The organism is Cellulomonas sp. CW35 (assembly GCF_052378485.1).
Lineage (GTDB): Bacteria > Actinomycetota > Actinomycetes > Actinomycetales > Cellulomonadaceae > Cellulomonas > Cellulomonas uda.
Genome location: NZ_CP199000.1, coordinates 613,634 through 640,061 on the forward strand (window position 1 = coordinate 613,634; position 26,428 = coordinate 640,061).

24 protein-coding genes and 1 tRNA gene are annotated in these 26,428 nt (G+C 70.9%); 8 read left to right on the forward strand and 17 right to left on the reverse strand.

The genetic code is table 11. The annotated features are described in order from the left end of the window. Positions 1 to 85: 85 nt before the first annotated feature. The 6 genes from ACT17Q_RS02925 to ACT17Q_RS02950 form a co-directional block, all read right to left on the reverse strand. Positions 86 to 1,348, reverse strand: coding sequence for an outer membrane protein assembly factor BamB family protein (locus tag ACT17Q_RS02925; RefSeq protein ID WP_198303433.1), 1,263 nt, complete (start codon positions 1,346 to 1,348; stop codon positions 86 to 88). 185 nt (positions 1,349 to 1,533) lie between these two features. Next, on the reverse strand, positions 1,534 to 1,962 hold the full coding sequence (locus tag ACT17Q_RS02930) for a GNAT family N-acetyltransferase (RefSeq protein WP_094182321.1): 429 nt from the start codon (positions 1,960 to 1,962) through the stop codon (positions 1,534 to 1,536). A 118-nt stretch (positions 1,963 to 2,080) separates the two neighbouring features. Then, complete coding sequence (locus ACT17Q_RS02935; RefSeq protein ID WP_444664631.1) at positions 2,081 to 3,214, reverse strand: acetamidase/formamidase family protein; 1,134 nt, start codon at positions 3,212 to 3,214, stop codon at positions 2,081 to 2,083. Further along, on the reverse strand, positions 3,211 to 3,657 hold the full coding sequence (locus ACT17Q_RS02940; RefSeq protein WP_094180915.1) for a RidA family protein: 447 nt from the start codon (positions 3,655 to 3,657) through the stop codon (positions 3,211 to 3,213). Before ACT17Q_RS02940 ends, ACT17Q_RS02935 begins: the two co-directional genes overlap by 4 nt. A gap of 5 nt (positions 3,658 to 3,662) precedes the next feature. Then, complete coding sequence (locus ACT17Q_RS02945) at positions 3,663 to 5,249, reverse strand: amino acid ABC transporter permease/ATP-binding protein (protein ID WP_094180914.1); 1,587 nt, start codon at positions 5,247 to 5,249, stop codon at positions 3,663 to 3,665. Positions 5,250 to 5,295: 46 nt separating this feature from the next. Further along, positions 5,296 to 6,237, reverse strand: coding sequence for an ABC transporter substrate-binding protein (locus tag ACT17Q_RS02950; protein WP_444664634.1), 942 nt, complete (start codon positions 6,235 to 6,237; stop codon positions 5,296 to 5,298). A gap of 328 nt (positions 6,238 to 6,565) precedes the next feature. On the opposite strand from ACT17Q_RS02950, the gene ACT17Q_RS02955 reads away from it, so the two are divergent. Then, on the forward strand, positions 6,566 to 7,216 hold the full coding sequence (locus tag ACT17Q_RS02955; protein WP_232514444.1) for a FadR/GntR family transcriptional regulator: 651 nt from the start codon (positions 6,566 to 6,568) through the stop codon (positions 7,214 to 7,216). Then, positions 7,216 to 7,965 (forward strand): YoaK family protein, encoded by a 750-nt coding sequence (locus ACT17Q_RS02960; protein WP_444664637.1) that lies wholly within the window; start codon positions 7,216 to 7,218, stop codon positions 7,963 to 7,965. The genes ACT17Q_RS02955 and ACT17Q_RS02960 overlap by 1 nt, the downstream gene beginning before the upstream one ends. Positions 7,966 to 7,997: 32 nt before the next feature. Here the strand turns inward: ACT17Q_RS02960 and ACT17Q_RS02965 are convergent, their stop codons facing one another. Beyond that, entirely contained in the window at positions 7,998 to 8,816 is an 819-nt protein-coding gene (locus ACT17Q_RS02965; protein ID WP_094180910.1) for a hypothetical protein, read from the reverse strand. A 132-nt stretch (positions 8,817 to 8,948) separates the two neighbouring features. On the opposite strand from ACT17Q_RS02965, the gene ACT17Q_RS02970 reads away from it, so the two are divergent. After that, a complete protein-coding gene (locus tag ACT17Q_RS02970) occupies positions 8,949 to 9,404 on the forward strand; it encodes a potassium channel family protein (protein ID WP_094180909.1) in 456 nt (151 codons plus the stop codon). 139 nt (positions 9,405 to 9,543) lie between these two features. Continuing rightward, positions 9,544 to 9,616: transfer RNA gene (locus ACT17Q_RS02975), tRNA-Lys, on the forward strand. 181 nt (positions 9,617 to 9,797) lie between these two features. Here the strand turns inward: ACT17Q_RS02975 and ACT17Q_RS02980 are convergent. Beyond that, positions 9,798 to 10,526 (reverse strand): hypothetical protein, encoded by a 729-nt coding sequence (locus ACT17Q_RS02980; RefSeq protein WP_444664640.1) that lies wholly within the window; start codon positions 10,524 to 10,526, stop codon positions 9,798 to 9,800. An 81-nt stretch (positions 10,527 to 10,607) separates the two neighbouring features. Between ACT17Q_RS02980 and ACT17Q_RS02985 the strand changes: the two genes are divergently transcribed. Further along, positions 10,608 to 11,339, forward strand: coding sequence for a DUF6308 family protein (locus ACT17Q_RS02985; protein WP_444664642.1), 732 nt, complete (start codon positions 10,608 to 10,610; stop codon positions 11,337 to 11,339). Between the two features lie 360 nt (positions 11,340 to 11,699). On the opposite strand, the gene ACT17Q_RS02990 is transcribed toward ACT17Q_RS02985, so the two are convergent. Continuing rightward, complete coding sequence (locus ACT17Q_RS02990) at positions 11,700 to 12,524, reverse strand: protein kinase family protein (RefSeq protein WP_444664644.1); 825 nt, start codon at positions 12,522 to 12,524, stop codon at positions 11,700 to 11,702. Positions 12,525 to 12,740: 216 nt separating this feature from the next. On the opposite strand from ACT17Q_RS02990, the gene ACT17Q_RS02995 reads away from it, so the two are divergent. Beyond that, positions 12,741 to 13,982, forward strand: coding sequence for an IS256 family transposase (locus ACT17Q_RS02995; RefSeq protein WP_444664646.1), 1,242 nt, complete (start codon positions 12,741 to 12,743; stop codon positions 13,980 to 13,982). 12 nt (positions 13,983 to 13,994) lie between these two features. On the opposite strand, the gene ACT17Q_RS03000 is transcribed toward ACT17Q_RS02995, so the two are convergent. From ACT17Q_RS03000 to ACT17Q_RS03030, 7 genes are all read right to left on the reverse strand, one after another. Next, a complete protein-coding gene (locus ACT17Q_RS03000) occupies positions 13,995 to 14,285 on the reverse strand; it encodes a hypothetical protein (RefSeq protein ID WP_444664648.1) in 291 nt (96 codons plus the stop codon). 148 nt (positions 14,286 to 14,433) lie between these two features. Further along, a protein-coding gene (locus ACT17Q_RS03005; protein ID WP_444664650.1) for an IS3 family transposase occupies positions 14,434 to 15,602 on the reverse strand; the annotation gives its coding sequence in 2 pieces (ribosomal slippage) (positions 14,434 to 15,315 and positions 15,318 to 15,602; 1,167 coding nt in all). A 95-nt stretch (positions 15,603 to 15,697) separates the two neighbouring features. Beyond that, on the reverse strand, positions 15,698 to 16,942 hold the full coding sequence (locus ACT17Q_RS03010) for a type II toxin-antitoxin system HipA family toxin (RefSeq protein WP_094180901.1): 1,245 nt from the start codon (positions 16,940 to 16,942) through the stop codon (positions 15,698 to 15,700). Then, positions 16,929 to 17,270: a helix-turn-helix transcriptional regulator gene (locus ACT17Q_RS03015; protein WP_094180900.1), complete on the reverse strand. Its 342-nt coding sequence runs from the start codon at positions 17,268 to 17,270 to the stop codon at positions 16,929 to 16,931. Before ACT17Q_RS03015 ends, ACT17Q_RS03010 begins: the two co-directional genes overlap by 14 nt. 187 nt (positions 17,271 to 17,457) lie before the next feature. Next, on the reverse strand, positions 17,458 to 17,784 hold the full coding sequence (locus ACT17Q_RS03020) for a hypothetical protein (RefSeq protein ID WP_444664651.1): 327 nt from the start codon (positions 17,782 to 17,784) through the stop codon (positions 17,458 to 17,460). A 268-nt stretch (positions 17,785 to 18,052) separates the two neighbouring features. Further along, on the reverse strand, positions 18,053 to 21,100 hold the full coding sequence (locus tag ACT17Q_RS03025; protein ID WP_444664653.1) for a glycoside hydrolase family 2 TIM barrel-domain containing protein: 3,048 nt from the start codon (positions 21,098 to 21,100) through the stop codon (positions 18,053 to 18,055). A gap of 52 nt (positions 21,101 to 21,152) precedes the next feature. Next, the gene (locus ACT17Q_RS03030) at positions 21,153 to 21,710 is read right to left on the reverse strand and encodes a hypothetical protein (RefSeq protein ID WP_444664655.1); all 558 of its coding nucleotides are present in this window, start codon (positions 21,708 to 21,710) and stop codon (positions 21,153 to 21,155) included. A 270-nt stretch (positions 21,711 to 21,980) separates the two neighbouring features. Between ACT17Q_RS03030 and ACT17Q_RS03035 the strand changes: the two genes are divergently transcribed. Further along, positions 21,981 to 22,583 carry a class I SAM-dependent methyltransferase gene (locus ACT17Q_RS03035; protein WP_444664657.1) on the forward strand — a complete coding sequence of 201 codons (603 nt, stop codon included), beginning with the start codon at positions 21,981 to 21,983 and terminating at the stop codon, positions 22,581 to 22,583. A gap of 186 nt (positions 22,584 to 22,769) precedes the next feature. Beyond that, the gene (locus ACT17Q_RS03040; RefSeq protein ID WP_094180895.1) at positions 22,770 to 23,033 is read left to right on the forward strand and encodes a GlsB/YeaQ/YmgE family stress response membrane protein; all 264 of its coding nucleotides are present in this window, start codon (positions 22,770 to 22,772) and stop codon (positions 23,031 to 23,033) included. Between the two features lie 99 nt (positions 23,034 to 23,132). On the opposite strand, the gene ACT17Q_RS03045 is transcribed toward ACT17Q_RS03040, so the two are convergent. Beyond that, positions 23,133 to 26,396 carry a glycoside hydrolase family 48 protein gene (locus ACT17Q_RS03045; protein ID WP_444664659.1) on the reverse strand — a complete coding sequence of 1,088 codons (3,264 nt, stop codon included), beginning with the start codon at positions 26,394 to 26,396 and terminating at the stop codon, positions 23,133 to 23,135. Positions 26,397 to 26,428 lie beyond the last annotated feature (32 nt).

Genomic DNA, 26,428 nt, shown 5'->3' on the forward strand with positions numbered 1-26,428 from the left:
CCCACCTGGACCGCCCCGTACCGCTCGGCCACGACCTCTTCCCTGGTCGACGCGGTGCGGGGCGGTCCGCCCGTCGGGGGACCGGTCAGGCGGTCGCCGGGACGAAGACAACCGCCTTGTCGCGGTACATGAGGGCCCCGTACTCGTTCACGGCGACGAACGAGCCCGGCACGTCGACGGTCACGTCCTCGCCGGTGCGCCCGTCGAGCACGACGCTCGCGCCGGGCACGCGCCCGTACACGTGACCGCCGAAGACCACGGGGCGCTCGACCGCGACGCGTCCGTCGGTCGGCAGGGTCCACAGCGGCTCGAGCGTGCGGGGGTCGAGCGCGCGCAGCCCGCCGCCGACGTCGTACAGCAGGTCGCCGTCCCGCACCGGCCGCTCGAGCGTGACGTCCAGGTCCCGCACGACCTCTCCCGTGCGGGGGTCGATCACGGCGGTCCACGGGTCCGCGCCCGTGTACGGGCCGGCGGTCACGACGAGGCCCTCGTCGGTCGCCAGCGCCGCGGCCGACGAGACCGCCGTCGCCACCTCGTCGCCGCCGCTCCACAGGACGTCGCCGGTCGTCGGGTCGAGACCGAGGAGCTGCGGGTATCCCGGACCGTCGCCGCCCTCGGGGACCTCCGCGACGACGAGCACCGCGTCGGCCGTCACCGCCTGCACCGTGCCCGGGCGGGACCACAGCACGGTTCCGTCCACGGCGGACAGCGCCGCGGCCTGGCCCGCCGCGCTCACGACCACGCGCTCGTCGTCGACCGCCTCCACCCGGACCGGCCCGGACTCGGCGAGCACGGTGTCCTCGTCGTCGACCTGGGCGTCCCACACCGGTTCCCCGCTCGCGGCGGTGACGGCGAGGACCTCGAACGCGTCCCGAGCGGCGGTCGTGCCCGAGCCGGGGACGTGCACGGGCAGGACGGCGTAGAGCGTCGCGCCGTCGTCGCTCGGCACCGGGGCTCCCGGCCGGCGGTCGCTGTAGAACACGTCGGCGGGAGCGTCGTCGGGCGCGTGCGGGAAGCGTGTCTCCCACGCCGTGCCGCCGGTGGCGAGGTCGACCGCGCCGACGCTGGTCGCGGTGACGCCGAACGCCGTCGGGCCGGACAGCAGGAAGCCGCTGGTGAAGTCGCCCGCGACGTTCGCCTCGAGTGCGGGGAGCGTGACGGGCACGGGGTCGCCCTCGAAGCGGGTCGGCGAGTCGAACGTGCGCAGCGTGATCGGGGCGGGCGTCGGCGTCGTGCGCGCCGTCGTCTGCGAGGTGGCGGGTGCGGACGGTTCCGGCGACGCGGTGCACGCCGCGGTCGCCAGGACCAGTGCGACGAGACCGGCGGTGCCCAGTTTGTGGTGATTCACGCGCGTGACTATGGCATGTCCCGTGACGCGGCGGCGCCGGCGCCCGGAATGCGCCCGGCCCCCACCGCCGACTGCGCACGTCCCGACTCGACCGCGCACGCTCGACGTGAGCAGTCGCGTCGGAACGTCCGCGCTCGCGCGGGTGGGGTGGGATGTGGCCCAGGTCGGGAGTGCCGGTGCCCGGGTCAGAGGGGCTTCTTGAAGAAGACGGCGGAGTCCTCGTAGCCGAGGGCGGTGTAGAAGTCCCCTGCACGGCGGCTCGCGAGGGCGAGGTAGGCGGCGCCGGACCGGTGCGCCCAGTGCTCGGCGTGGCGCATGAGCTCGCGCCCGACGCCCGACCTGCGGTGGGGCTCGACGACCATGACCTCCTCGACCCAGGCGACCGGGCCGTTGGCGAGGAACGTCAGATGGCGGTGGGCGAGCAGGTACCCGACGACCTGGCCCTCGGACTCGGCGACCACGACGAGCGCGTCGGGGACGTCGCGCAGGTGCTGCCAGGTCGTGTCGAACGACTCCCGGCGCGGGGTGAACGACGTCGCGAAGTCGCGGGCGAGGGGCCAGACGTGGTCGGCGTCGTCGGGCCGCGCGGCGCGGACGAGCAGGGTGTCGGGCACCGACGCAGTCTCCGGGTGCGCGCGCAGGCGCGGCAAGGGGTTTGCGCGGTCGTCGTCGGGACAGGGGAAGGCCTCCGGGGCGCGCGGTGCACGTGCGCGCCCCGGAGGCTCGGGTGAGTCAGACCCAGGTGGTCCAGTCGGACTTGCGGATCAGGCAGTGCACGCCCTTGACGGCGTCGACGACCTGGCTGACCTCGAAGTCGCCCGCCGCGGACAGGTACGCCAGCGCCACGGAGCGCGGGACACCGAACCGGCCGTGCAGGAACGCCACCGCGTTGCGCACGGCCTGGCGCATCGCCTCGTCGAGATCGGGGTCCATGCCGGTCGGGATCCAGTGGGTCGCGGTCTCGACGACGGGTGTGCGCACGCCGCCGAGGACCCCGGGCAGCTGCGCCGCAGGGATCACGCTGAGGCGGACCGTCGCGCGCAGCGACGCCTCGAGCGCGGTCAGCGCGACCTCGCCGTTGCCCTGAGCGAAGTGCGGGTCACCCGCGTAGAACAGGGCACCGTCGACCGACACCGGGAGGAAGAGCGTGGCGCCCACCCCGGCGTGCTTGATGTCGATGTTGCCGCCGTGCTCACCCGGCGGGACGGACGGGACGGGGTTGCTCGTCGCGGAGGCCGTGCCCATGAGGCCGAGGAACGGGTCGAGCGCGAACTGCACGGTGCGCCCGGAACCCGCGTCGATGAGCCCGACGTCGTACCCGTCGCGCGCCTCGACCCACGAGAAGTGGCTGACCGTGCCGTCGCTGACCATCGCGTCGACGTGCCGCGTGGGCGTCGAGTCCTGGTCCTCCGGGAACTCGCCGGCGAGCGCGCCGAACCCGTGCCGGTTGGACACGAACCCGTAGGGCACGCGGTAGGTGAGGTCGAGGACGTCGACGCGCAGCACGTCGCCGGGCCGCGCGCCGGCGACCGCGATCGGGCCGGTCACGACGTGCGGGCCGTCCTCGGCGGTGTTCACCAGACCGCTCGCGGCGATCTCGATCGCGTCGTCGAGCACGTCCACGTCGCCGAACTGGCGGATGTAGCGGGCGGGGTCCCGGCCCTGGTCGCCGAGCAGACCCTCGTGGGAGAGGGTGTCGATGGTGACCGTGGCGCCGTCGGCCACGCCGAGCACGGGGGAGGACTCCGCGTTCGGGAGCCAGCCCCAGCGGACCTCGTCGGCCCGCGACGGCAGGTAGTGCTCACCGAGCACGGGCCCCTGGCCCGGCTGCAGCGTGGGGAAGCCCGTCAGGGTCGTCGTGCTCATGCCGCACCTCCAGCAATCCCGACCACGAGGTCGATCTCGACGAGCGCGCCGACGGCGAGCCCGGTGACGCCCACGCACGTGCGGCTGGGCAGGGGGTCGTCGAACCAGGTCCGGTACTCCGCGTTGAACGCGTCGTAGTCGTCGAAGTCCGTCAGGTAGGCGCGGACCATGAGCGTGTCGCTCAGCTCGGCGCCGGCTGCGCGGACCACGGCCTGCAGGTTCGACATGACCTGACGGGTCTGCTCGACGAGCCCGCCGGCGACGAGCTCGCCCGTCGCGGGGTCCGTCGGCATCTGACCCGTCACGAACAGCAGGTCGCCGAAGCGCACGGCGTGGCTGAACGGGCCGACCTGCGGCGGCACACCGGCCGACGCGGGGAAGACGTGGTGCGTGCGCTGCGTGCTGGTCGGGCTCGTCGCGCTCGTCGTGGTTGTGGTGCTCATCGTGCTCAGACCTCCGCCGAGTCCATCGCGTTGACGAAGCGACGCGTCGCCTCGACCTGCGGGTTGCCGATCACCTGGTCCGCCGTGCCCTGCTCGACGACGACCCCGCCGGCCATGAACACGACCCGGTCGGCCACCTCGCGCGCGAACCGCAGCTGGTGGGTGGCGATGATCATCGTGAGACCGCCCTGGCGGGCGAGGTTCTGGATGACCCCGAGGACCTCGGCGACGAGCTCGGGGTCGAGCGCGCTCGTCGGCTCGTCGAGCAGGAGGACCTTGGGGTTCGAGGCGAGCGCCCGGGCGATGCCGACGCGCTGCTGCTGGCCGCCGGACATGTGGCGGGGGAGGGCGTCGGCGCGGTGCGCCATGCCGACCTGCGCGAGCAGCTCGTCGGCGCGGGCGTCGGCGTCCTCGCGGGACCAGCCGTGCACCCAGCGCAGGGGAGCGGCGACGTTCTCCCGGGCGGACAGGTGGTGGAACAGGTTGAACTGCTGGAAGACCATCCCGACGCCCGCATCGACGCGCTGGCGGGCGACGTGCCGTTCGACGAGCTCGTCGCCGCGCTCGCCGTAGCCGATCGCGGTGCCGCCGACGAGCACCGAGCCACCGTCGAGGCCCTCGAGGTGGTTGATGCAGCGCAGCAGCGTGCTCTTGCCCGAGCCCGACGGGCCGAGCAGGGCGACGACCTCGCCCTGGCGGATGTTCAGGTCGATGCCGCGCAGCACCTCGTTCTCGCCGTAGGACTTGCGCAGGGCGAACGCCTCGATGAGCGCGTCGCCGAAGCTGCGCGGCGGCGGGTCCGCGTGGGTCAGGGGCGCGGGGGTGCCGATGCCGGTGTCCGTGCGGTCGGGAGCGCGGCGGGGGTCCGCGTCCACGCTCGTCGGGACCGCGGTCGCCGGGCGGCTGAGGCGGGCGAACCACGTCCGCAGCGACGCCTGCGCGGGGCGGTCCAGGTCCAGCGCGCGCTCGACCGCGAGCTGGACCAGCGTGAGCGCACCGGTCAGGACCAGGTACATCGCGGCGGTCGCGAAGTAGATCTCGAAGTAGTCGAACGTCGCCGACGCGAGCTGCTGCGTGCGCAGCGTCAGCTCGGGGACCGCGATGATCGACGCGAGCGCCGAGTTCTTCATCGTCGAGATCGCCTCGCTGCCCAGCGACGGCACGATCGACCGGAACGCCTGCGGGCCGACGACGCGCGCCATGAGCATCGCCGGGCGCATGCCCAGCGCGCGGCCCGCGGCGACCTGGCCCGGGTCGACGCCCTTGATGCCGGACCGGAAGATCTCGGCGAAGAACACGGCCTCGTTGAGGGCCAGCGCAAGGCCACCTGCCACGAGCGGGGTCAGGGTGATCCCCGCCCGTGGCAGGACCGAGAAGACGAAGACGAGCTGGAGGATCAGCGGCGTTCCCCGGTACAGGGTCACGTACGCCCGGGCGACCCAGGTCAGCGCCTTGAAGCGCGTGAGCTGCATCGCCGCGAGGAACAGTCCGAGGACCATGCCTCCGGCGAAGCCCATCCCCGTGAGCCGCAGCGTGAAGCTGATGCCCTCCAGCAGGTAGGGAAGGGTCAGGTAGTGCAGGAACTCGCTCATGATCGGCGCGCCCTCCAGTCGTCGTTCTCGGTGGCCTGGCGGAGGGTCAGCCGACGCTGAGGATCGAGGGCTCGGCCACGGCGTTCTCGTCGAGCTTCCACTTGGTGGCGAGCTCGGCCTGCAGCCCGGAGTCCTGGATCTCGGTGAGCGCGGCCTGGACGGCGTCGCGGAAGGCGTGGTCGCCCTGCAGCACGCCGATGCCGATCTCGTAGTCGAGCATCACGGTCTCGGCGGAGTCGAGCTCGTCCGGGTGCTCGGCGATGTACCCCTTCACGGTGTTGATGTCGTTCATGTACGCGTCGGCGCGGCCGGCGAGGATCGCCTGCACGCAGTCGGCGCTGGAGTCGAAGAGGCTGACCGTGGGGGCCGGCAGACCGGCCTTCTCGCACTCGGGGCCCATGGCCTCGACGAGCGGGACCTCGACGTAGCCCTTGTTCAGGGCGACCGTGGTGCCGCACACCGAGGTGTCGATGCCGGTGATGCCCTTGGGGTTGCCGGTGGTGACGAGGATGCCGTCGAACACCTTGGAGTAGCTGATGAAGTCGACGCCTCCCTGCGCGCGCTCCTCCGTGGCGTACAGGTTCGAGACGATCCAGTCGGCCTGGCCGCTCGCGACGGTCGGGATGAGCTCGGCGAAGCCGACGGGGATGTAGTCGACCTCGAAGCCGAGGCACGCGCCGATCGCCTCGCCCAGGTCGATGTCGAACCCGATGTACTGGTCCGGGTTCTCGGGGTCGATGACCTCGTAGCCCGGGGTGTGGGGGTTGAGCGCGTTGGTCTTGGTGGTCCCGACGAGGTCGGGGTTCGTCTCGCGGAGGTCGACGCATGCCGACGAGTCCGCGAGGGACTGGTAGGCGCCGGCCGCGGGGGCGGCGGTCGTGGCGTCGTCAGTCGCGGAGCTGGAGCTGGAGCAGGCGGACAGGGCGAGGAGCGCGGCGAGGGCGCCGCTGGCCAGACCTGCCGTGCGGAGGGACTTCGAGGGGAGCATCGCGCATGCCTTCCGGTCGCTGAGCGGGGCGGCGCGGACCCTCCACGGACGGCGGGATGCGACGCCGCCGTTGGTGTCGTCGGTCGGATGGTCTGACCGATGGAGCAGGAACGTAGCCCCAGGTCGTCGGCACGATCCAGACAGTTCGGACGCGGTAACGCACTGTTTACGCGACCGACCCAGAGCGAAACATTGGTCAGACCATCTGACCGAGATGCTGCTACCGTGCCGCCCACGCAGATCCGCTGCGACGCACGACGCACACCCTTCAGGAGCACCCGTGCCGACGCCCGTCCCCCCGCTCGCCCGCAGGTCGCCGACCATCTCCGTGACTCTGGCCGCCCACCTCGAGCGGCTCATCGCCACCGGCGAGCTCGCCCCCGGCCAGCGCCTCCCCGGCGAGCGCGAGCTCGCCGAGCAGCTCGCCGTCTCCCGCGCCACGCTGCGCGAGGCGATGTTCGAGCTCGAGTCGAAGCACCTCATCGAGCGCCGCCCCGGGAGGGGCACCGTCGTCGTCGAACCCTCCGCCGAGCAGCGCGACCTGCAGGAGCTCACCGCCGCCGCTCTGGGCGGCGCCGAGAACGCCGACGCCGCCGAGCTGCGCCTCGTCGTGGAACCCTCCGTCGCCGGGCTCGCCGCTCGCCGCGCCACGCCCGCGAACCTGCTCCAGCTCCAGGACGTGCTCGCAGCGTCCGAGCCGCCCCTGACCGCCGCGCGCTCCGTCGAGGTCGACCTCGAGTTCCACCTGCTGCTCGCGCAGGCCGCCCGCAACCCCCTGCTCGTCACGCTGCACGGCCTCATGACCGAGTGGACGCTGCCCGTGCGCCGCCGCTCCCACGCCACCAAGGCCGGCCGCGCGCACTCGCTCGCCGGGCACCGCGCGATCTACGCCGCCGTCGCCGCGCACGACGCCGAGGCCGCCACCGCCGCGATGCGCGAGCACCTCACCGACATCCACACGCTGCTCAAGGAGACCTGATGCGGCGCGCCACCACCGCCGGTCTGTTCACCACCGGCCTGCTCCTGCTCACCGCCGCGACCGGCGCCATCGACGCCGTCAGCTACCTCGCGCTCGACGGCGTGTTCACCGGCAACATGACCGGCAACGTGCTGTTCCTCGCGTTCGCGCTCGTCGGCGTGCCCGGCATGCCGCTGCTCAACAACGCGCTCGCGCTCGTCGGGTTCGTCGTCGGCTCGATCCTCGGCGGACGTCTCATGCGCCGCGGGCACCCCGTCGGGCTGCCCGTCCGCAGCGCGTGGCTGCTCGGGGGTGGCGCCGCGCTGATCGCCGTGCTCGTCGTCGTGTGGCTCGTGGTGGGCGACCTGACGCCGACCGGTCAGGCCGTGCTCACCGCGGTCCTCGCCGCGCTCATGGGCGCGCAGGTCGCCGCCGTGAAGCCCGTCGGGAACACCGACATCACGACCGTCGTCGTCACCAGCACGCTCGCCAACGTCTCCCGCGAGAGCCGCCTCGGCGGCGGGCGGCAGACCCCGGGCCAGTGGCGTGACCGGTCGCTCGCGGTCCTGTCCATGGGCGTGGGTGCCGCCATCGGCGCGGCCGTGCTGCGCGCGGCCGACGGGCCCGTCGCGCTCGCCGCCTCCGGTGTCCTGTTCACCGCCGGTGTCGCCGCGCTCCTCGTCGCCCGGCGCGACCAGCGGCGGCGTCCGCGCGGCAGTGCCGACGTCCCGACGAGCGCGCGGGCCGACGAAGCGCTCGTCGGCCCCTGACACGACCGGACCTGCCTCCGCGCGTCTCCGGCTCAGCGCGCCGCTGCGGACCGGTCGAGGTCGGCGTTCGTCGCGACGACGCAGGCGTCGACCACCGCGCGATACAGAGCACCCGTCACGGCGTCGTACCGGGCCTGCGCCTCGTCGTCCTGCATCCAGACGTCGTTCCACGAGCCCATGCCACCGAACACCCACGACCGCGCGGCCACGCCGAGGAGGTGTCGGGCCTCGGGCGTGACCGGCGGGCACGGCGCCATGTCCGCGTGGTAGGGGATCTCGGCGTGACCCGACCGGGCCTGCTCGAGAGCTCCCGCGAACCACGTGGCCCACGAGTCGAGGTCCTGCTCACGCGCCAGCGCCTCCGCCGCCTCCAGGACGGTCGTCAGGCCCGCAAGAGCGGTGCCGACCGGGGCCCGCTGCGGGGGTGCCACCCCCTCCGCCCACGAGCCGACCAGCCGCACGTCCCAGATCCGGCGGTCCGCCCGGTGGGCGTCCCCCACCTCCCAGCGCGGCACCCACACGCTGGAGCGGCGGCCCGTCGCCAGCACAGCCCACTGGCCGCCGTTGGCGAACGCCGCACCGACGTGCGGTGCGAGTGGCCCGCGCACCCGGTCGGGGGTCGCCAGCCACAGCCGCTCGACCCCCTGCTCCCGCAACCAGCGGAACCACGTCGCCCCGTCCATCGTCGCGTCGCGCTTCCACCGCCGCGGCGGCGGCTCGACCTGGAACGCGCCGACGAACTGGAACGTCGAGCTCGTCCGCTCCAGCTCCGGCGGCGGACCCGACGGGTCCGCGAGCCAGGCCGATCCGTGCAGCGCCAGGGCGATCACGTTCGCCAGCTCTCCGTTCACGGGTCAGACCGTATCCGCCGTTGTGGGCCCGGCGTGCGGTCTTCCGCGACCGCCGCGCGGCACCGCCCCGCGTCGGCCGAGGTACCCGCGGCGGGCGTTGCGGGCCCTCGACGACCGGCGAAGAGTGCCGACATGCCGCGGATGCACTTGCTCGAACGCCGCTTCGCCACCTTCCACCGCACCCCGCTGTCCATACGCAGCGCCATGGCGGTCATCGTCACCGCGACCGCCGCGAGCGTCATCCTCGGCGGCGTCCTGGTCCGTGTCCTCGCGCCCGAGGACTTCGACGACCTCGGCACCGCGATGTGGTGGGCGCTGCAGACGGTGACCACCGTCGGTTACGGGGACGTGATCCCCTCGAACGGCATCGGCAAGGTGCTCGGCGCGATCTTCATGCTCGAGGCCATCGCGTTCATCGCGATCGTCACCGCCGCGATCACGTCCAGCTTCGTCGAGCGCGCCCGTCACGAGCGCCTGGAGGCCGGCGTCACCGACGCCCCGACAGCGCAGATCATGGAGCAGCTCGCCGCGATCACCGCCGAGCTCGAGGCCCTGCGACGGGCGGTCGAGCACGAACAACGCCCATAGGGTCGGGCGGCATCGCGAGCCCCCATCTCCTCCGCCAGCGTGGTCGGCGCGTGCCGTATCGTCGGGGCGCAGACGCGGTGGGGCGGTGCCAGCCGTCGGGCATCGACAAGGTGCTGTCCGTACTCCGAGTCGTCGACCGGGGCCTCTAGCTCAACTGGCAGAGCAGCGGACTTTTAATCCGCGGGTTGTGGGTTCGATCCCCACGGGGCCCACTGAGGTGTCTGCGCAGGTCAGGGCCGCTATTGGGGGCTCGGTAGGAGGTCCCGCTGGGCGACCATCTGGGCTGCTAGTCCGCATCTAGTCCGCACTTGGATCGCAACGGCCGTCCGCGCATGGCCGGACGCTGGGAGTCGGCGGCACCAGAAGGGGGCTCGCCTTCGCGAGGTCGGTGCTTCACCCGCTTAGGAGACGGTTCCGTGCGGAGCGCCCTCCCCGCACCCGCACGGTCAACTCGCGCCACGGAGACCTGTCGTCCGACCAGTCCAGCCACATGCTCACGTCAGCGACGTCGTCGAACGGTTCGACGGCCCAGTGCACGTCCGGGCGCGGTGCACCCGAGGAGCCGTGTGGCAGTCGGCACGTGAGCACGAGCGCTGTGTGGTTGTTGCGTGCCACCTCACGTAGCCACCGGACGCCGGCCAGCCGCTGCTCTCGGGTGTGGCTCCAGTGCTCGGGGCGCCACATCTCGTCCCACGTGTCGAGTACAACCACGTCGGCGCGCTCGCAGTCACCGTCCCAGGAGTTGTCGCCGAGGTTCGGGAGCGGAAGCCACGAAGCCAGACGAGGCATTGCCAGCGAGGCCTGAGGTTCGGTCTGGCCGACGCGGCCTGCGATCTGCTGCGCCTGTCGCGCCAGGGAGCGGCTCGGGACGTGGCCGTTGGCGAGGATCACAGTGCCGCTCGCTCCAGCTGCGGTCGCGAGCCTCGTGGCGAGAGTCGTCACCCCGACGCCCGTCGCACCCAGGACCGTCCAGACGGAACCGGGTGCAACCCCGCCGGTCACCTGGTCGATCCACTCGACGCCCGTCGACAGCGAGGGTGGACCCGGGGACACGAGCAGTTCGTCGACGCTGTACGACAAGCCACCCGCGACCATGGGGCCGTCGAAGTGGAGGGACGTCACAGCGATGACCGTCCCACCGCCCGCCGACAGTTCACCCGATCAGCGGCACCGCCTCACCCCGGCCGCGGGGACGCTTGCGCCATGAACGCGCCCGCCTCGCCCCAGCGCCACGACGTGCCCGATGACTGGCCGGCGCTCGACGCCGCCGTCCGGTACCAAGCGATCGCCCAGGCACTCGAGGCACTCTCGGGGGAGTCGCGGGCCGGGGCGGTTCAGAGGCTCGTCTCCTACTATGCGGTGGACGGCAACTACGCGGGCGCCAGCTTCGCGACCCTCCCGCCGGTCCGGCCGAGCGCCATCACTGCCACCGACCTGCACGCCACGTCGCTGCTCAGTGTCGACGTGGGACCGGGAGCGACAAGACGACTGCTGAACCCGTCGCCCGATCGAGATCGCGCGGTCGCGGTGCTGGGCAACCTGCCCGAGATCAACCTCGCCGACGCCGGCGCGGAGGTTCTCATCTCGATGGAGGAGTTCTATCGCTGGGTGAAGGGCGCGCTCTCCTCGCCGGCCGCCAAGGACCCGAATCCGTGGATCACGGCAAGCAAGGTGTGTGCGCGCAAGCGCCCGCATCTGTTCCCAGTTCGGGATCGGAACGTGTGCGCCTTCTTGGGGGTCTTGGGGCTGAAGGACTTCCGGCTGGACTGGCTCGTGTTCCGCGAACTCGTGCGGAGTCCTGATGTCGCGCAGGAACTCGCACTCCTGCCCGCCCGGGTGCTGGCGGCCGCGGGCGAGCGCGCCGTCGTGATCGACGAGTCACCCCTGAGGCTGCTCGATGCGGCGCTGTGGACCCACACGGTCTGGACGGACTAGCCAGCCCAGCGTTGCCCGACCCCTGGACGTCGCGCCGAGGCTGCGCGGCTCGCCTTCCTCAGCGGCTCGGACCCGAAGCGACTCCGGACCTGAGCCGCCTGGTCTGCCGAGAGCTGCCAGCGCGCGTAGGGGATGCTCTGCCACCCCTGCTCCCTCGGCCAGTGGCGGATGCGCCGCGCACTGACGCCGAGCTCGCGCGCCAGCTCGGTGGGGGTGACGGTCTGCTCCATGCAACGACGATACGGCGAGCCTCCCGAGGTGCGGCAGGGGTCGGCGGTGCCCTGCGGGCAGACTGCTGAGCAGCCAACAGCGGCCCATCGACCGACTGGATGGCGAACGGCGTCGCGCGGTCTGCGAGTCCTAGGCCGTTGGCTGCACCGACGGCGCTTCCAGCCGCTCCACATCTGCAATTACTTCAGCGACGGTCTGATAACGAAGCCCCAGGTCGTTGATCGCGCACTTGTGGATAATCCTTCCCACGTCATCGCTGGCCGGCGGCAGAGACTCTCGGCCCTTGAAGATGTACGCAAGGACCCAGGCAATCGTGTACACCTCGTTAACGACCGCGTAGTCCTTGAAGGACTCCAGCATCGGGTCGACGAGCGTACCCTTCATCTCGGTCTGCGTCCGCGTGAACTCTTTCGACTGATCCTTGACGAGGCCGAAGTCCGAGAGCTTAACCAGCACGGCGCCAGCGTCGAACACCTTCACAAGCACGTTCTGAAGGCTGATGTCGCGGTGCAGGAGGCCCTGGTGATGTAGGAAGTTGATGCCGTACAGGAACTGCAGGGCGATGCGCTTCCGAGCGGCGAAGGACAGAGTCGAGTTTTTCCGGCTGACGTACTCACGCAGCGTCGTGTCGCAGTACTCCATCCGGTACTCATTGAGCGTCGCGTCGTACCTGTAGACCTCCACCACGTACGGGTAGCTCAAGCCCTTAAGGACCTCATACTCCTGCTTGAACCGCTCAAGGTCCCGCCCACCAAGACCCCTCTTCGCTCGCTTCACCGCGAACTGGATGCCGTAGTCGGGATCAAGGTATGAGTACACGTGGGCATAGGAACCGCTCCCCACCATCTTGAGTGGCACCGGCTTCGGCTGCTTCTCAAGCCTGATGTTGGACGCTGCGTAAACGAAGACCGGGTCGTAGGTGACGACTCGAATTGGATCGAAGTCGTCCGGCACGTGACTTCCGCCGCTCGGCGATAGCCAGGGCCGGCACCGTTCCAGCGCGTCTTCATACGGGCCGATCAACTCGACCTCACGGCCAGAACGATTCAGAAGGAGTTGCGTCCCTGATAGTGGTGTAGCGCTGGTGGCGACGTTGTCGTAGACGACGGCGCGGTCACCGCGTGATCCTTCGAGTGAACCTTCCACAGCACTCTCGAACGGAGCATCACGATGACCGCACCACGCATTGTCGACCCCGGCGCCGTCCTGGGCCAGGCCCTGGCCGACGCCTCGCCCGATCTGATGCGTCACCTGCTCGGCACGGTGATCAACTCGCTGCTCTCGGCGGAGGCAGACGCGGTCTGCGGCGCCGAGTGGGGACAGGCCTCGCCCGACCGGGTCGCCCAGCGCAACGGGTACCGGCACCGCGACCTGGACACCCGGGTCGGCACGATCGACGTCGCGATCCCCAAGCTGCGCCAGGGGACGTACTTCCCGGAGTGGCTGCTTGAGCGGCGCAAGCGCGCCGAGGCCGCGCTCATCTCGGTCGTGGCGACGTGCTACCTGCTCGGGGTCTCGACCCGGCGGATGGACAAGCTCGCCGCGTCCCTCGGGATCACGTCGTTGTCGAAGTCGCAGGTCTCGCGCATGGCCGCCGGCCTGGATGCGCAGGTCGCCGCGTTCCGCACCCGGTCGTTGGCCGACGCCGGACCCTTCACCTTCGTGGCCGCGGACGCGTTGACGATGAAGGTCCGCGAGGCCGGCCGTGTGATCAACGCCGTCGTGCTCGTGGCCACCGGCGTCAACGCCGACGGACACCGCGAGGTCCTGGGCTGCAAGGTCACCACCTCCGAGACCAAGGAGGCGTGGAACGTGTTCTTTGCCGACCTGGTCGCCCGCGGCCTGGCCGGGGTGCGTCTGGTGACCTCCGACGCCCACCGCGGCCTGGTCGAGGCCACCGCGGCGAACCTACCCGGCGCGACGTGGCAGCGGTGCCGCACCCACTACGCCGCGAACCTGATGTCCGTGACGCCGAAGAGCTCCTGGCCGGCGGTGAAGGCCGCCCTGCACTCGGTCTACGACCAGCCCACGGCCAAGGACGTGCACGCCCAGTACGACAAGCTGCTCGACCTCGTCGCCGACAAACTGCCCGAGGTGCACGAGCACCTGGACGGCGCCCGCGCGGACCTGCTCGCGTTCACCGCGTTCCCCAAGGCGATCTGGCGCCAGGTCTGGTCGAACAACCCGAACGAGCGGCTGAACAAGGAGATCCGCCGCCGCACCGACGTCGTGGGGATCTTCCCCGACCGCGACTCGGTGACCCGCCTGGTCGGCGCCGTCCTGGCCGAGCAGCACGACGAATGGGCCGAAGGCCGCCGCTACTTCGCCCTCGACGTCCTGACCCGCTCCCGCCTCACGCTCATCGACGACATCCCGGAGGTGACCGAGCAGCACTTGGCTCTGACCGCCTGACCAGCACGAAGATCACGCCGAAGCGCTACACCACTTCCAGGGGCTTGACCTCAGAAGGTGAAGTTCGGCCTCGATGTCGTCTATGAGCGTCAGCAAGTCCCGGCTGTTGTCTGCCCAGTAGTGATGCGTGGACTTCGCGCGGCCATTGATAGCAGTGAAGTGGTCGTTCAGCCGCTTGTGGAGTACTGCGAACATGTGGCCCCACTCGGGGTCGTCGTACAAGCGGGCAAAGCTCCGCGCAGTCGGCAGGGCCTCGTACTTCTCCCGAAGGTCGGCCAGCATCAGCTCCATCGGGTCGGTCACCGCATCCCCCGCTCACTCAGGCGTCGCTCCTCGTCATGATCGCATCGCAGCCCGACATCGCAGGCGGCTTTGGATGACAAGCGCACGATCGAGGAGCCCGGTCGGGTCGACGGGGGGGTCTGCTGCACGGATAGGTGACAGCGGGTAGTCACGCGGCCTGGGCGGCCGGTGCGGTCATGATGATCTCGTACTCGATGGGGGTCAACCGGCCCAGGCGGTCCTGCCGGCGCCTGCGGTGGTAGGTGCGCTCGATCCAGGTGACGATCGCGATGCGGAGTTCCTCGCGCGTGGTCCAGGAGCGGCGGTCCAGGACGTTCTTCTGCAACAGCGAGAAGAAGCTCTCCATGGCGGCGTTGTCCCCGGCGGCGCCGACCCGGCCCATCGATCCGACCAGGTCGTGGCGGTGCAGAGCGCGGACGAACTTCCTTGATCGAAATTGGCTGCCGCGGTCCGAATGCACCACGCACCCGGCCACGTCACCGCGCCGGGCGATGGCGTTCTCCAGTGCGGTGACGGCGATCCGGGACTTCATCCGCGAGTCGATCGAGTACCCCACGATGCGGCCAGAGAACACGTCCTTGATCGCACAGAGGTACAGCTTGCCCTCAGCGGTCCGGTGCTCGGTCAGGTCGGTCAGCCACAGCCGGTTCGCCGCGGTCGCGGTGAAGACCCGCCCGACCAGGTCGTCATGGACCGGTGGACCGACCTTCGTGCCCTTGCCGCGGGCCTTCTTCTTGCCGAACACGCTCCACCACTGGTTGTCCGCGCAGATCCGCCACGCGGTCCGGGTGGACATGACCTGGCCGGCGTCGTGGGCCTCCTCGGCCAGGTATCGGTAGCCGAACTCCGGGTCGTCGCGGTGAGCGTCGAACAGCGCGTTCGCCCGGTACGCCTGCGTCAGTTCGGCGGGGGTGACGGGGTTGGCCAGCCACCGGTAGTAGGGCTGTCTGGCGAGCTTGAGGACCCGGCACGTCACCGCGACGGGGATCCCGTCGCCGGCGAGCTCACTCGCGAGCGGGTAGAGCCTTTTCCCGGCAGGTTCGCCTGGGACAGGTAGGCCGCCGCGCGGCGCAGGACCTCGTTCTCCTGCTCCAGCAGCCGGATCCGCTTGCGCGCCTCGCGCAGCTCAACGCCCTCGACCCGGCTGGTTCCGGGCCGCGCGCCGTCGTCGACGTCGGCCTGTCGCATCCACTTGAACAAGGTCATCGGGTGGACCCCGAAGTCCTTGGCGATCTGCTCCACGCTGACACCGGGCTCACGGTTGCGGGCCACACGAACCACGTCGTCACGGAACTCGCGAGGGTAGGGCTTGGGCACGGCAACATCCTCCCCGGCCGCCGCAAGGCAAGCCAGATCAGGTGTCACCTATCCGTGCAGCATGACGCGTTGGCCGTATGGCGACGGTTGGCTCGTCAGAGCGGTGCATCTTCATAGTCGAAGAAGGCTGCCCTCGGCAGAATCTGCCTCTCGCGAAGGCTCTTCTTGTCTGCGGCGCTCAAGCGCGCGACCTCTGCAGCGTCGTTCCAGTTGTCGCTGATGGCAGACACGAGATGGTCGATGATGTCCCGAGCTTGTGCCGCGCTGAGCCCGTAGGTCTCCGACTCGCGTACCAGGGCCGCAAAGTTGGACACCTTCGCGCCGTGGTCGCCTCGCCCGAAAGCCATCGCCTGCTCGAATGTGTCTCCGGACCTTTGCCCGGGCGCGAGGTCGTAGGCAGGGGTCAGCTCCAGGTGCCTCCCGTCCCAGAATGCGGCGTGATTCCGGGCGTGGTCATCGTTGTTGCTGATGGCGATGTTCATCGCGATGCGCCGGAAAAGCTCAGGCCCGGGCTGAGCCGCATCCTTCGCGTACAGACGAAGCACATCGAGGATCTGCGGGTAGGACACGTACCGCGCGTACATCTCGTCGGTCTGCGCCATCGTCAGACCGGATACCACGTGGCGCCGTCCTCCTGTGGCATCTCGGTCGAACCGCCGGACAAGAAGAACCTCTTTACCAAGAGACGACACGACCTTGCTCTCAGGAACGTTGATACCCGCCCTGCGCGCAAGCTCAAGCATCGCGCCTTCGGCGTTCACCACTGAGAACACGCGATCGTCTGATGACGCGAACTTCGCGAGCCACTGGCTCCCATCGTCACTGGTGAGGGTCGCCTTCGGCCGTGCGCCTCCCAGGCTTGTGCCATGTATCAGCGCGGCGTCGAGGCCCGCCGATAGTTCGCCGCCCTCGTCGAGGATGATGGCTGCCTTGTGCAGCTCATCGAGGGTCGCCGAGTCATCCCGCGGAACGTAGGTCTCGCGACTGGCTTGGAAGTCCAGTGCTCCGAAGCGATTCGAGCTGGAACTCAGCATGTAGTCGATTTCGCTGAGGGAGTTCGGTGTGGCACCTCGTCGGCGTTCGATGACACCCCGCCCCCACCTGTCGGGACTCCCGTCCCTGAGGACGCCCGCTATGGTCAATCCATCTGCCGGCTCCTGGATGCCGGGGCGCAGCGGAAGCTCCGGCGCGAACAGACTGATGGCATCCGGCCTCGATCGGTACCTCAGCGCGTAGATGAAAGTGAAGAGCGGCCCAGCCTGGTCCACCCTCCCGGCCAGGACGGGCTCGGTCTGGCCTGGCAGCCACGTCCAGACATAGAGATCCTCAGAAGTCGTCATCGATGGTTCCTGCCTTCGACCGGCGAACACGGCTTGGGAGCAGAGCGAGCATCTCCTCGCCGCGTCGACGACGGATTGCGATCTCGGAGCGGTCTTCGATACCGAAGAGGGGGATGCCGACGAGGTCGGCCAGATCCATCATCGTGCCGACGGCGGTGCCACGGTGGCCGGCCTCTGCGGAGAGGACGGTCTGCTCCGAGACGTTCGCGCGGGCCGCGAGATCCTTGGCCGTCCAGGCGCGGTCGAGCCGACCGCGCCTGATGAGCTGTCCCCACACGCTGAGGGCGTCCTGCACGTGCGGTCGCAACGGGACAGTGCGCTTCGCCATCACAGACCTCCTTAAAACATATCCAGACGCCTCTAGAGATGTTTTATCATAGCAGTGACGTCGGCTCGTGAAGTGTCTCCGCGGTGCGGACCCGGTCTGCCGGGCGCCCCTCCGACCTGAGGCCGAGGCCCCCAGGGCGCCTTCACGCACGCGTCAAGCGCTCATGCAGGAGAAGGCCTGGCGCACATCAGGTCGCCGCTTGAACACGACGACCACTCGGGCGGATCGCGACCCCCTCGGCCGCAAGCGCACGGCGCACCGTCTGCTGGCTGACACCAAAGCGCAACCCCACCTCCATGAGCGTCAAGCCTTCGGAGTACAACTCGCCCGCTTCGGCGAGGTGCCGTTCATCCAGGCCTCGCGTGCGGATCGGGACTGACCGGCGGACAAGGTGGGCGGCCGCCGTGCGACGGTGCACGCCGAACCGTTCACCCAGTTCCACCAGTGTCGCGCCCGCCTCGTAGAGGGCCGCCAGCTCGTCCACCTGCGTCGGGTTCAGAAGGGTTTGAGTCATCCCAACTGCGCGCACCAGCCGCCCTCGCAAATCCACCACGGACGGCTCCAGCGGCCTCCGATCCCGTCGGTAGACTCCCCGCGACCTCCGAGAAGCCACCGTTTTCAAGGCCGAGCAAGGGTTCTCGAACTCTCTACGGAGGTCCACCTGACCTCGGGTTTTTCCTGTCCTTTGTTTCGAGTCACGACTCAGAGTCGCTCTCACCGCGATCGATGACCGCTGCGGGTGGAACCGCCCGGGAGGGTGAGCGCACCGCCCGCTGGCGACGTCAGGCGTGGCGCAAGCGCAGGGTGAGCGTGCGGGTCTGCGGCCGCAGAAGGTGGTCGGGCCACACGTCGGGACCGCAGGCCCGGGAGCCGAGCCCGTTCTGGGCGGCGTCGAGGTAGAGGTACGTGCGGCCGGTGTCGGGCAGCTCGTGCGGGTGACGCGCCGCGTCGAGCTGCTGCGCGGTGTGCCGGGTGAGCGTGAAACCGGGCCTGCGGCCGCTGGTGTCGGCCGCGGCGTCCACCTGGAGCCACGCGGCTCCGCCACGCGTGAGCGTGAGTGTGCGCAGGTCGCTGCGGTGGCCGCTCTCCTGAGGTCTGGAGTAGCGCTCCGTGAGGTCGTCGATCGCCGCCGCGAACCGGCCGACCCGGGCGGCGTGGCGGCTGTCCGGGTAGGACTCGCGCGGCCCGGTGCCGAACCAGGACGCGCCGTCGACGTCGCCCGGCAGGTCCAGGCGCAGGCCGATCCGGGGCCAGACCATGTCCCAGCCCCGGCTGGGCTCGATCTCGGCGCGCAGCCACAGTTCGTCGTCCACCAGGTGCCATCGCTCGTCGGTGACGACCGTGGCTGCCTGGTCCGCAGCGGACCAGCGGCGCCGGAGGTGCGCCGTCTCGCGCGTGGTGCGGACGAGCTCGACCCGGGCGGTGAGGCGGTCGAGGCCCGCCGCGCGCCAGATCTGGTCGTAGGGGGGCGCGGGCACGCCGTTGCCGTTGTTCTCCCAGGGGTCGGCCAGGTCGTACGAGCCGCCGCCCTGGCCGCGGTCGTTGTCGGTCGGGCCTCGCCACAGCTCGAGCCGCGGCCCGGACACCGGCTGGCCCGCGAGGCGTACCAGGCGACCGTGCGCGAACTCGGCGGGCCCGAGGGTGAGGAGCTCGGCGGGTGCGGCCGCCACCTGCGCGGGCATCACGAGCCGTGGCGCGGTGAGGCCTGCACGCCGGGGGGTGAGGGCGTGCTGCGTGAATACGATGCCGTGCCCCGCGGGCGCCCAGGGGGTCGCCTCGCGCAGCTCGGCCTCGACGGTCAGCCAGACCTCGCCGGTGGTCGGCACGGCGAGCTCGGGGAGCGGGACGGTCGCGGTCGCACCGGCGGCGACGACGGCGTCGAGCACGCCGGTCGCGGTCGGGACGCCGTCGGCCTCGACCCGCCAGCGCAGGACCAGGTCGCTCGTGTCGGCGGCGTGCCGGCGGTTCGTCACAGTCAGCGCCAGGCCGCTCGCGTCGTCGGAACGGCCGATCACGGCCAGACGCACGGGCGCCACCACCTGCTTGTACTCGAACAGGCCGGGCGTCGGGGTCGAGTCGGGCAGGACCATGCCGTCCATCACGAAGTTGCCGTCGTGCACGACCTCGCCGAAGTCCCCGCCGTAGCCGAAGAACTCCGTGCCGTCGGCGGCGCGCGTGCGCACGCCGTGCTCACGCCACTCCCAGACGAACCCGCCGTGCAGCCGCGGGTGCCGCCAGACGAGGTCCTCGTACTGGTCGATGCCCCCGGGACCGTTGCCCATCGCGTGCACGTACTCGCACAGCAGGAACGGCTTGGTGCGCTGGCGGGCCGACTCCGCTGCGGTGCACCCGAGCAGCAGCGAGCGCGAGCCGTCGGTGCCGATCGCGGCGGTCTCCGGCACCGAGGAGTACATGCGCGAGTAAACGTCGGTGTAGGCGCCGGTGTGGTCGCCCTCGTAGTGCACCGGGCGCTCGGGGTCGCGGGCGTGCACCCAGGAGGCCATCGCGGCCAGGTTCTGGCCCGTGCCGGACTCGTTGCCGAGCGACCAGATCACCACCGACGGGTGGTTCTTGTCCCGCTCGACGGTGCGTTCGATCCGGTCGAGGTACGCGTCTCGCCACGCCGGGTCGTCGCTCGGGTTGCCCGCCCAGCCGACGCGCTCGAAGCCGTGCGTCTCGAGGTCGCACTCGAGGATCACCCAGAAGCCGAGCTCGTCGGCGAGGTCGAGCAGTCGCGGGTGGGGCGGGGCGTGGCTGGTGCGGATCGCGTTCACGTTGAACCGCTTCATCAGCGCGAGGTCCTCGCGCGCCCACTCCTCGTCGAAGACGCGGCCGCGGTCGGGGTGGGTCTCGTGCCGGTTGACCCCGTGGAACACGACCCGCTCGCCGTTCACGAGGAACCGGTCGCCGTCGATGCGCACGGTGCGGAAACCGAGACGCAACGAGAGAGTCTCGGCGGCGCTCGACACGGTCGCGGCGTACAGCCGGGGGACCTCGGCCGACCACGGTTCGACGGTGTCCACGCGCACCGGCGCGACGTCCGCGGGCGACGACCACTCGACGTCGACCCCGAGCTCGGGGACCCGCAGGGTGATCGGGTACGACCCATCGCCGGCGGTCAGGTCCGCCGTCACGAGACCCGAGCCGTCCGGCTCGACACCCGCGCGCAGCCACACGTCCTCGATGCCGCCGACAGGGCGCGCCTGCAGCGTGACGTCACGGAAGATCCCGGGCAGCCACCACTGGTCCTGGTCCTCGAGGTAGCTCGCGGCGGACCACTGGTGCACGCGCACGACGAGGACGTTGGCACCGGGCCGCACGACGTCGGTCACGTCGAACTCCTGGGCGAGACGGCTGCCGGACCCGACGCCGACCTCGGTGCCGTTGACCCACACCTTGTACCGGGACTCGACGCCCTCGAAGCGCAGCACCACCGCCTCGGCGTCGGACCACTCGCCCGGCACTTCGAAGCTGCGGCGGTAGTCACCAGTCGGGTTCTCGTCGGGCACGTGCGGCGGGTCGAGCGGGAACGGGTACTGCACGTTCGTGTAGATCGGCGCGCCGTGCGGCCCGCCCGCGGGCAGCACCCAGTGCGACGGCACGGGGATGGTGCCCCAGGCGCTGTCGTCGAACGCCTCGAGGGCGACGTCCTCGACGCCCTCGTCCGGAGGGAGGACGCCGTGCGCACCCGGCTGACCCGGTGCGCCGGGCAGCAGCCGGAAGCGCCAGTCGCCGTTCAGGGAGAGGGTCGGGGCGTCGGTGTGCAGCCAGGAGCGAGCGGGGCGCCGCGCGCCGGTGCCCGGCCCGCGATGGGTGAGATACCCGGTCATGCCGTGACCGATCCTTCCGTGGGGCCGCCGTGCCGGCGCCCGAGCCCGTCGTTCAGGCCGAGCGTAACGGGGTCGTGCGGGGAGCCGGACTGTCGCACGAGCGTGCGGGTGACGGGCGTGCGGGCGACGGGCGTGCGGGTGACAGGGATCGACGCGATCGCGTGCGGGTCACGACGAGCACGACGGCGGCGCAGGCCACGACCGTCACCACGTCGCCCGGGTCGGGCTGGATGACGACGGGGACGGGGGAGCCGGTGCCGGTGAGGAGGGCGTCGGCCGGGTAGCGGAGCCGGCCGACGACGGTGGCGTACACGTCGCGCGCAGGGTCCGAGAGCTTGACCGCGGTGAACGTGGACGCCGTGACGACCGCGGCGACCCAGGCCGACCGGGCAGTCGGCGGACGTCGCAGCAGGACGTCGCGAGCGGCGAGCAGGAGGAACGGGAAGAACGCCATCCCCGCGAGGTCCGAGAGCTTGCCCGTCACGAACCCGGGCGCGGCGGCCTTCAGGACGTGGTCGTTGAGCAGCAGCACGACGAGGCCCGTGAGGGCGACGGGGTGCAGGACGAGGTCGCCCCGCACGCGGTCGTCGGACCGCGCGGTGTTCGTCATGTGCCCGGTGCTCACGGCGTGCCCGGGGCTGGGGCGGACTCGTCGAGCGGGACGGCCCCGACGTCGCCGCTCAGGGCGCCGAGGTGCAGCGTGACGGGCGGGGCGATGTCGACCGGGAGCGCGAACGTGAGGTTCGCGCGTGCGAGGACCGCGCGCCCGCCCTCGTACTCCTGCGCCTTCCACTCCTGGGAGTCGACCTGTGCCGGTTCCCAGACGCGACCGCGACCCGGGCGTCGTCGTGATGTGCTGGGGGCGGCGACGGGAGGCCGGGTGGACGGGCGGGACTACTGGGACGGGCAGGCGGCGACGTACGACCGTGCGACGGCGTGGCTCGAGCCGCGCCTGCTGGCGCCCGCGCGGCGGTGGGTCGCGGAGCGTGTGCGGGGACGCACGCTCGACGTCGCGGCCGGTACGGGCGCGAACCTGCCGCACCTGCGCGGACGCGCCGACGAGCTCGTCGTGAGCGACCAGAGCGTGCCGATGCTCGTCGCGGCCCGGGACCGGGCTGCGGCGGAGCGCGTGGAGGTGACGGTGGTGCAGGCCGACGCGGCACGCCTGCCGTGGCCGGATGCGCACTTCGACTCGGTGGTGTGCACGTTCGCGCTGTGCTGCGTGCCCGACGAGGTCGCGGTGCTCGCCGAGATGCGGCGTGTGGTGCGGCCCGACGGGCTGGTGCTGGTCGCGGACCACGTGGAGTCGTCGGCGGTGCTGGGCCGCGTCCTGCAGCGCGGGTTGGATGTCGTCGGGCGGCGGCACGGCGAGCATCATCGCCGTCGGCCGTTGCTGCGGCTCGCGGAGGCCGGGCTCGACCTGGTGGAGCACGAGAGCAGCCGGTACCGCCTGGTGGAGCGGGTGGCGGCCCGCCGCGCGTGAGAGTGGGTCAGGCGGTCGTGGGGGTGCTGTCGGCCGGGACGAGGACGGTGGAGAACAGTCGCCCTGGCGTGTGCCGGGGCGCGTCACCCGCACGGGGGGCGGTGAGCTCTCGACGGGCGCGCTTCGACCGGGGGACCTAGATTCCGGGTGTCGGACCGAGAGGTCTTCGCTCATCTGGAGGTTGACATGACCATTTCCGGGATCATCTCCGCGATCATCATCGGCCTGATCATCGGGGCGCTCGGGCGACTGTTCGCGCGGGGCAAGCAGGACATCCCGATCTGGCTCACGATCGTCGTCGGGATCGTCGCCGCGCTGATCGGCTCCCTCATCGCCGGGCTGCTGGGCGTCAAGGACACCGACGGCATCGACTGGATCGAGCTCATCATCCAGATCGTTCTCGCGGTGATCGGTGTCTCGATCGCCGCGAACATGCGTGGCCGCCGCTGACACCGGCGTGGTGAGACCCGCCCGGTGAGGGCGGGCACGGGAGAGCCCCGAGGACCGTCGGTCCCCGGGGCTCTCCCGTGTCGTCCTGCTAGGTGGTGGTCAGCTGCACGAGGCGCCGTTGAGCGTGAAGCCCGTCGGAGCGTTGTTCGTGCCGTTGTGCGCACCGTTGAAGCCGATGTCGGCGGTCTGGCCGGGGGCCAGCGAGCCGTTCCACGCGGCGTTCTTGGCGGTCACGGTCGAGCCGGACTGGCTCCAGTCGGCGCTCCAGCCCTGCTGCAGCGTCTGGCCGTTGGCGTACTGGAACGTCAGCGTCCAGCCGTTCAGCGCGGTGGTGCCGGTGTTGGTGACCCGGATCGACGCGGTGAAGCCGGTGTTCCAGCTCGACGCGTTGTACACGACCTTGCACGAGCCGGTCGTGGTGGTCGACTTCGTGGTGACCGACAGCGCGGAGGACGGCTGCGAGACGTTGCCCGCCGCGTCCTTGGCCCGCACGGTGTACGAGTACGCGGTCGCGGCGGTCAGGCCGGTGTCCGAGTACGTCGTGCCGGTCGAGGAGCCGACCTTGGTGTCACCGCGGTAGATGTCGTAGCCCGTCACGCCGACGTTGTCGGTCGAGGCGGTCCAGGACAGCACCACCGAGGTCTCCGTGACCGTGCCCGCCGTCAGGCCCGTGGGCGCCGTCGGCGCCTGCGTGTCGACGACCGTGCCGGTCTTCGTCGTGACCGCGAGGGCCGACGACGCGCTGGAGACGTTGCCCGCGGCGTCCTTCGCCCGGACGGTGTACGAGTACGCGGTCGCGGCGGTCAGGCCCGTGTCCGTGTACGTCGTCGTGGTGGAGGAGCCGACCTTCGTCGTGCCGCGGTAGACGTCGTAGCCGACGACACCGACGTTGTCGGTGGACGCCGTCCAGGACAGCGCGACCGACGTCTCCGTGACCGTGCCGGCCGTCAGACCCGTCGGCGCGGTGGGCGCCTGCGTGTCGGTGCCGGTGCCGGCCTCGGTGGTGACGGCGAGCGCCGACGAGGCTGCGGACACGTTGCCCGCGGCGTCCTTGGCCCGCACGGTGTACGAGTACGCCGTGGCGGGCGTCAGGCCCGTGTCGGCGAACGACGTGGTGGTCGACGAGCCGACCTTGGTCGTGCCGCGGTAGATGTCGTAGCCCGTCACACCGACGTCGTCGGTCGAGGCGGTCCACGAGATCGTGGCCGAGGTGCTGGTCACCGCGGTCGTCTTCAGACCCGTGGGCACCGACGGCGCCTGCGTGTCGCCCGGCGTCGTGCCGTCGCCGAACAGGCGGTCGTAGTCGGCCAGGGCCGCCGCGATCGCAGTCTGCGACCAGAACCGGTGGTAGGTGAACTTCGGGGCCACGCCGGTGCTCAGCGCCGTCTCGATCTTCGACCACGCCGGGTCGTTCTTGTAGAACGAGCGGATGTCGAGGAACGACACGCCCGGCTTGATCGCGTCACCGTTGGGCATGGTGCCCGTCCAGCCCGACGGGATGTAGACGCCGTCGCCGCCCGCGACGTACTTGTCGTCGAAGCGCAGGTAGTCCCCGCGCGTCTCCTCGGTCGCCACGCCGATCGCGTCCTGGTTGTTCTCCCACATCGCGTCGAGCAGCGCCTTGGCGGTGTCACGCGCCTCGGTGTCGCCGGACTTCGCGGCGTAGAAGAGGAGGGCACGGGCGGTGTCGCCGGCGACGCCGACGTCCTGGCCGTAGTCCTTGACCGTGACGGTCAGGCCCGGGTTGCCCGTGGGGCTCGTCGGGTTCCAGGTGTCGGGCTTGCCGTTCCAGACGAGCGTGCTCGGGACCTTCCAGTCCGCGCCGTCCGTCGAGATGTTGTCGATCACCCAGGGGACCCACTTGTCGAGGATCGCCTTGGCCTTGGCGTTGCCCGACGCGTAGTAGAGCTCGGCGACGCGCTGCACACCCCAGGCCTGCATGCCGAACCACTGGTTCGACGGCGGGTCGGAGTAGACGGGCGCCTCGGTGTAGCCCATGCCGTAGAACGTGGGCGTGCCGGCCGGCGGCGTGGCGTACGCGCCGTCCCAGCTGTTGGTGGCGCCACCGGCGATGCCGCCGTTGGAGGCCTGCAGCCAGGTGTAGAACTCGAGCTGGCGCTCGAGCGACTTCGACCAGTCGTCCTTGGCGGTCGGCGACTTCGGCGTCAGGGCCGGGTCGGTCGACAGCGCGTAGGCCGCGAGCGGGTTCTGGTAGCCGAAGTGCGCGTGCGACGAGCCGATGCGCCAGGCCCAGCCGGCGCTCGCGTCGGTCGCACCACCCCAGGCCATGTACCACGAGAGCAGGTAGTGCGCGCTGCTGCGGCCGCTGCCCGCCGGGCAGGACGGCGACGTGCAGCCGATGGTCTTGAAGTACTTGTCGAACAGCGTGTACCGCAGGTAGTCGCCCATCTTCGCGGCCTTCGCGACCGTCGCGGCGATCTGCGCCTGCTTGCCCTGCTCGGTCGCCCACTTGTTGGCCCAGTAGACGGCCTCGATGGCACGCGCGTCGGCGTCGGACGCCGAGGTGTACTTCCACTGCTTGGCGTATTGGGCGTCACCCGTGAACAGGTCGAGGTAGCCGTTCTTGCCGCCGTACTTGAACTCGTCGCAGCTCGGCTGCGGGACGGTCTCCCAGACCGACTCCTGCGGGCCGCGCTGGAACGTGTTGATGAAGGACGTGCCGGTCGCGGTCGGGCCGAGCTCGCAGCCCGCACCCGGCGTCACGCCGTAGCCGTAGACGTTGTCGACGTCCGCGAGCCAGTGCATCTGGTAGATGTCCGGGTTGCCGTACGTCGACTTCAGCTCGTTGGCGAGCGGGTCGGTGCCCACGCTGACGCCGCTGTTGAGCTGGGACGGGTACTTGCTCGGGTGGCTGTACTCCGAGGCATAGGTGCCCGGAGACGAGGGGTTGTAGAAGGAGTTCGTGGGCTGATCCACCGCGGCGGGGATCATGTACTTCTCCATCGTGTCCCACGCGTGGTTCAGCGGCGCCCAGTCGCCCGTGACCTGGCCGTACAGCGCCTCGAGCCAGATCCAGTAGGAGTAGGCCTCGGACGTCGTCTCGTGCCCGTAGTCCGGGGCCTCGACGATGAGGGTCTCGACGGAGTGGTACGGGATGCCCTGCGGGGAGAAGTACCCGTTGGCCGGGTCCTTGATCTTGTCGTACTGCTCCAGGAAGCGCTGCGCGTACTCCCCGTCGACGGCGGCGCGCAGTGGCGACGCCGCGGGGACGGAGACCGTCGAGGGCAGTGCGCCCCCGCCGGTCGCGGCAGCAGCGGGAGTGATCCCGGCCGCCAGGAGTGACGACACGCTCAGGGCGGCGAGAGCCACCCAGGCGTGTCGCCGTCGGGTCGAAGAGGACATCGTCCGTACCTTTCTGGCTGGTGGGCGAGCCG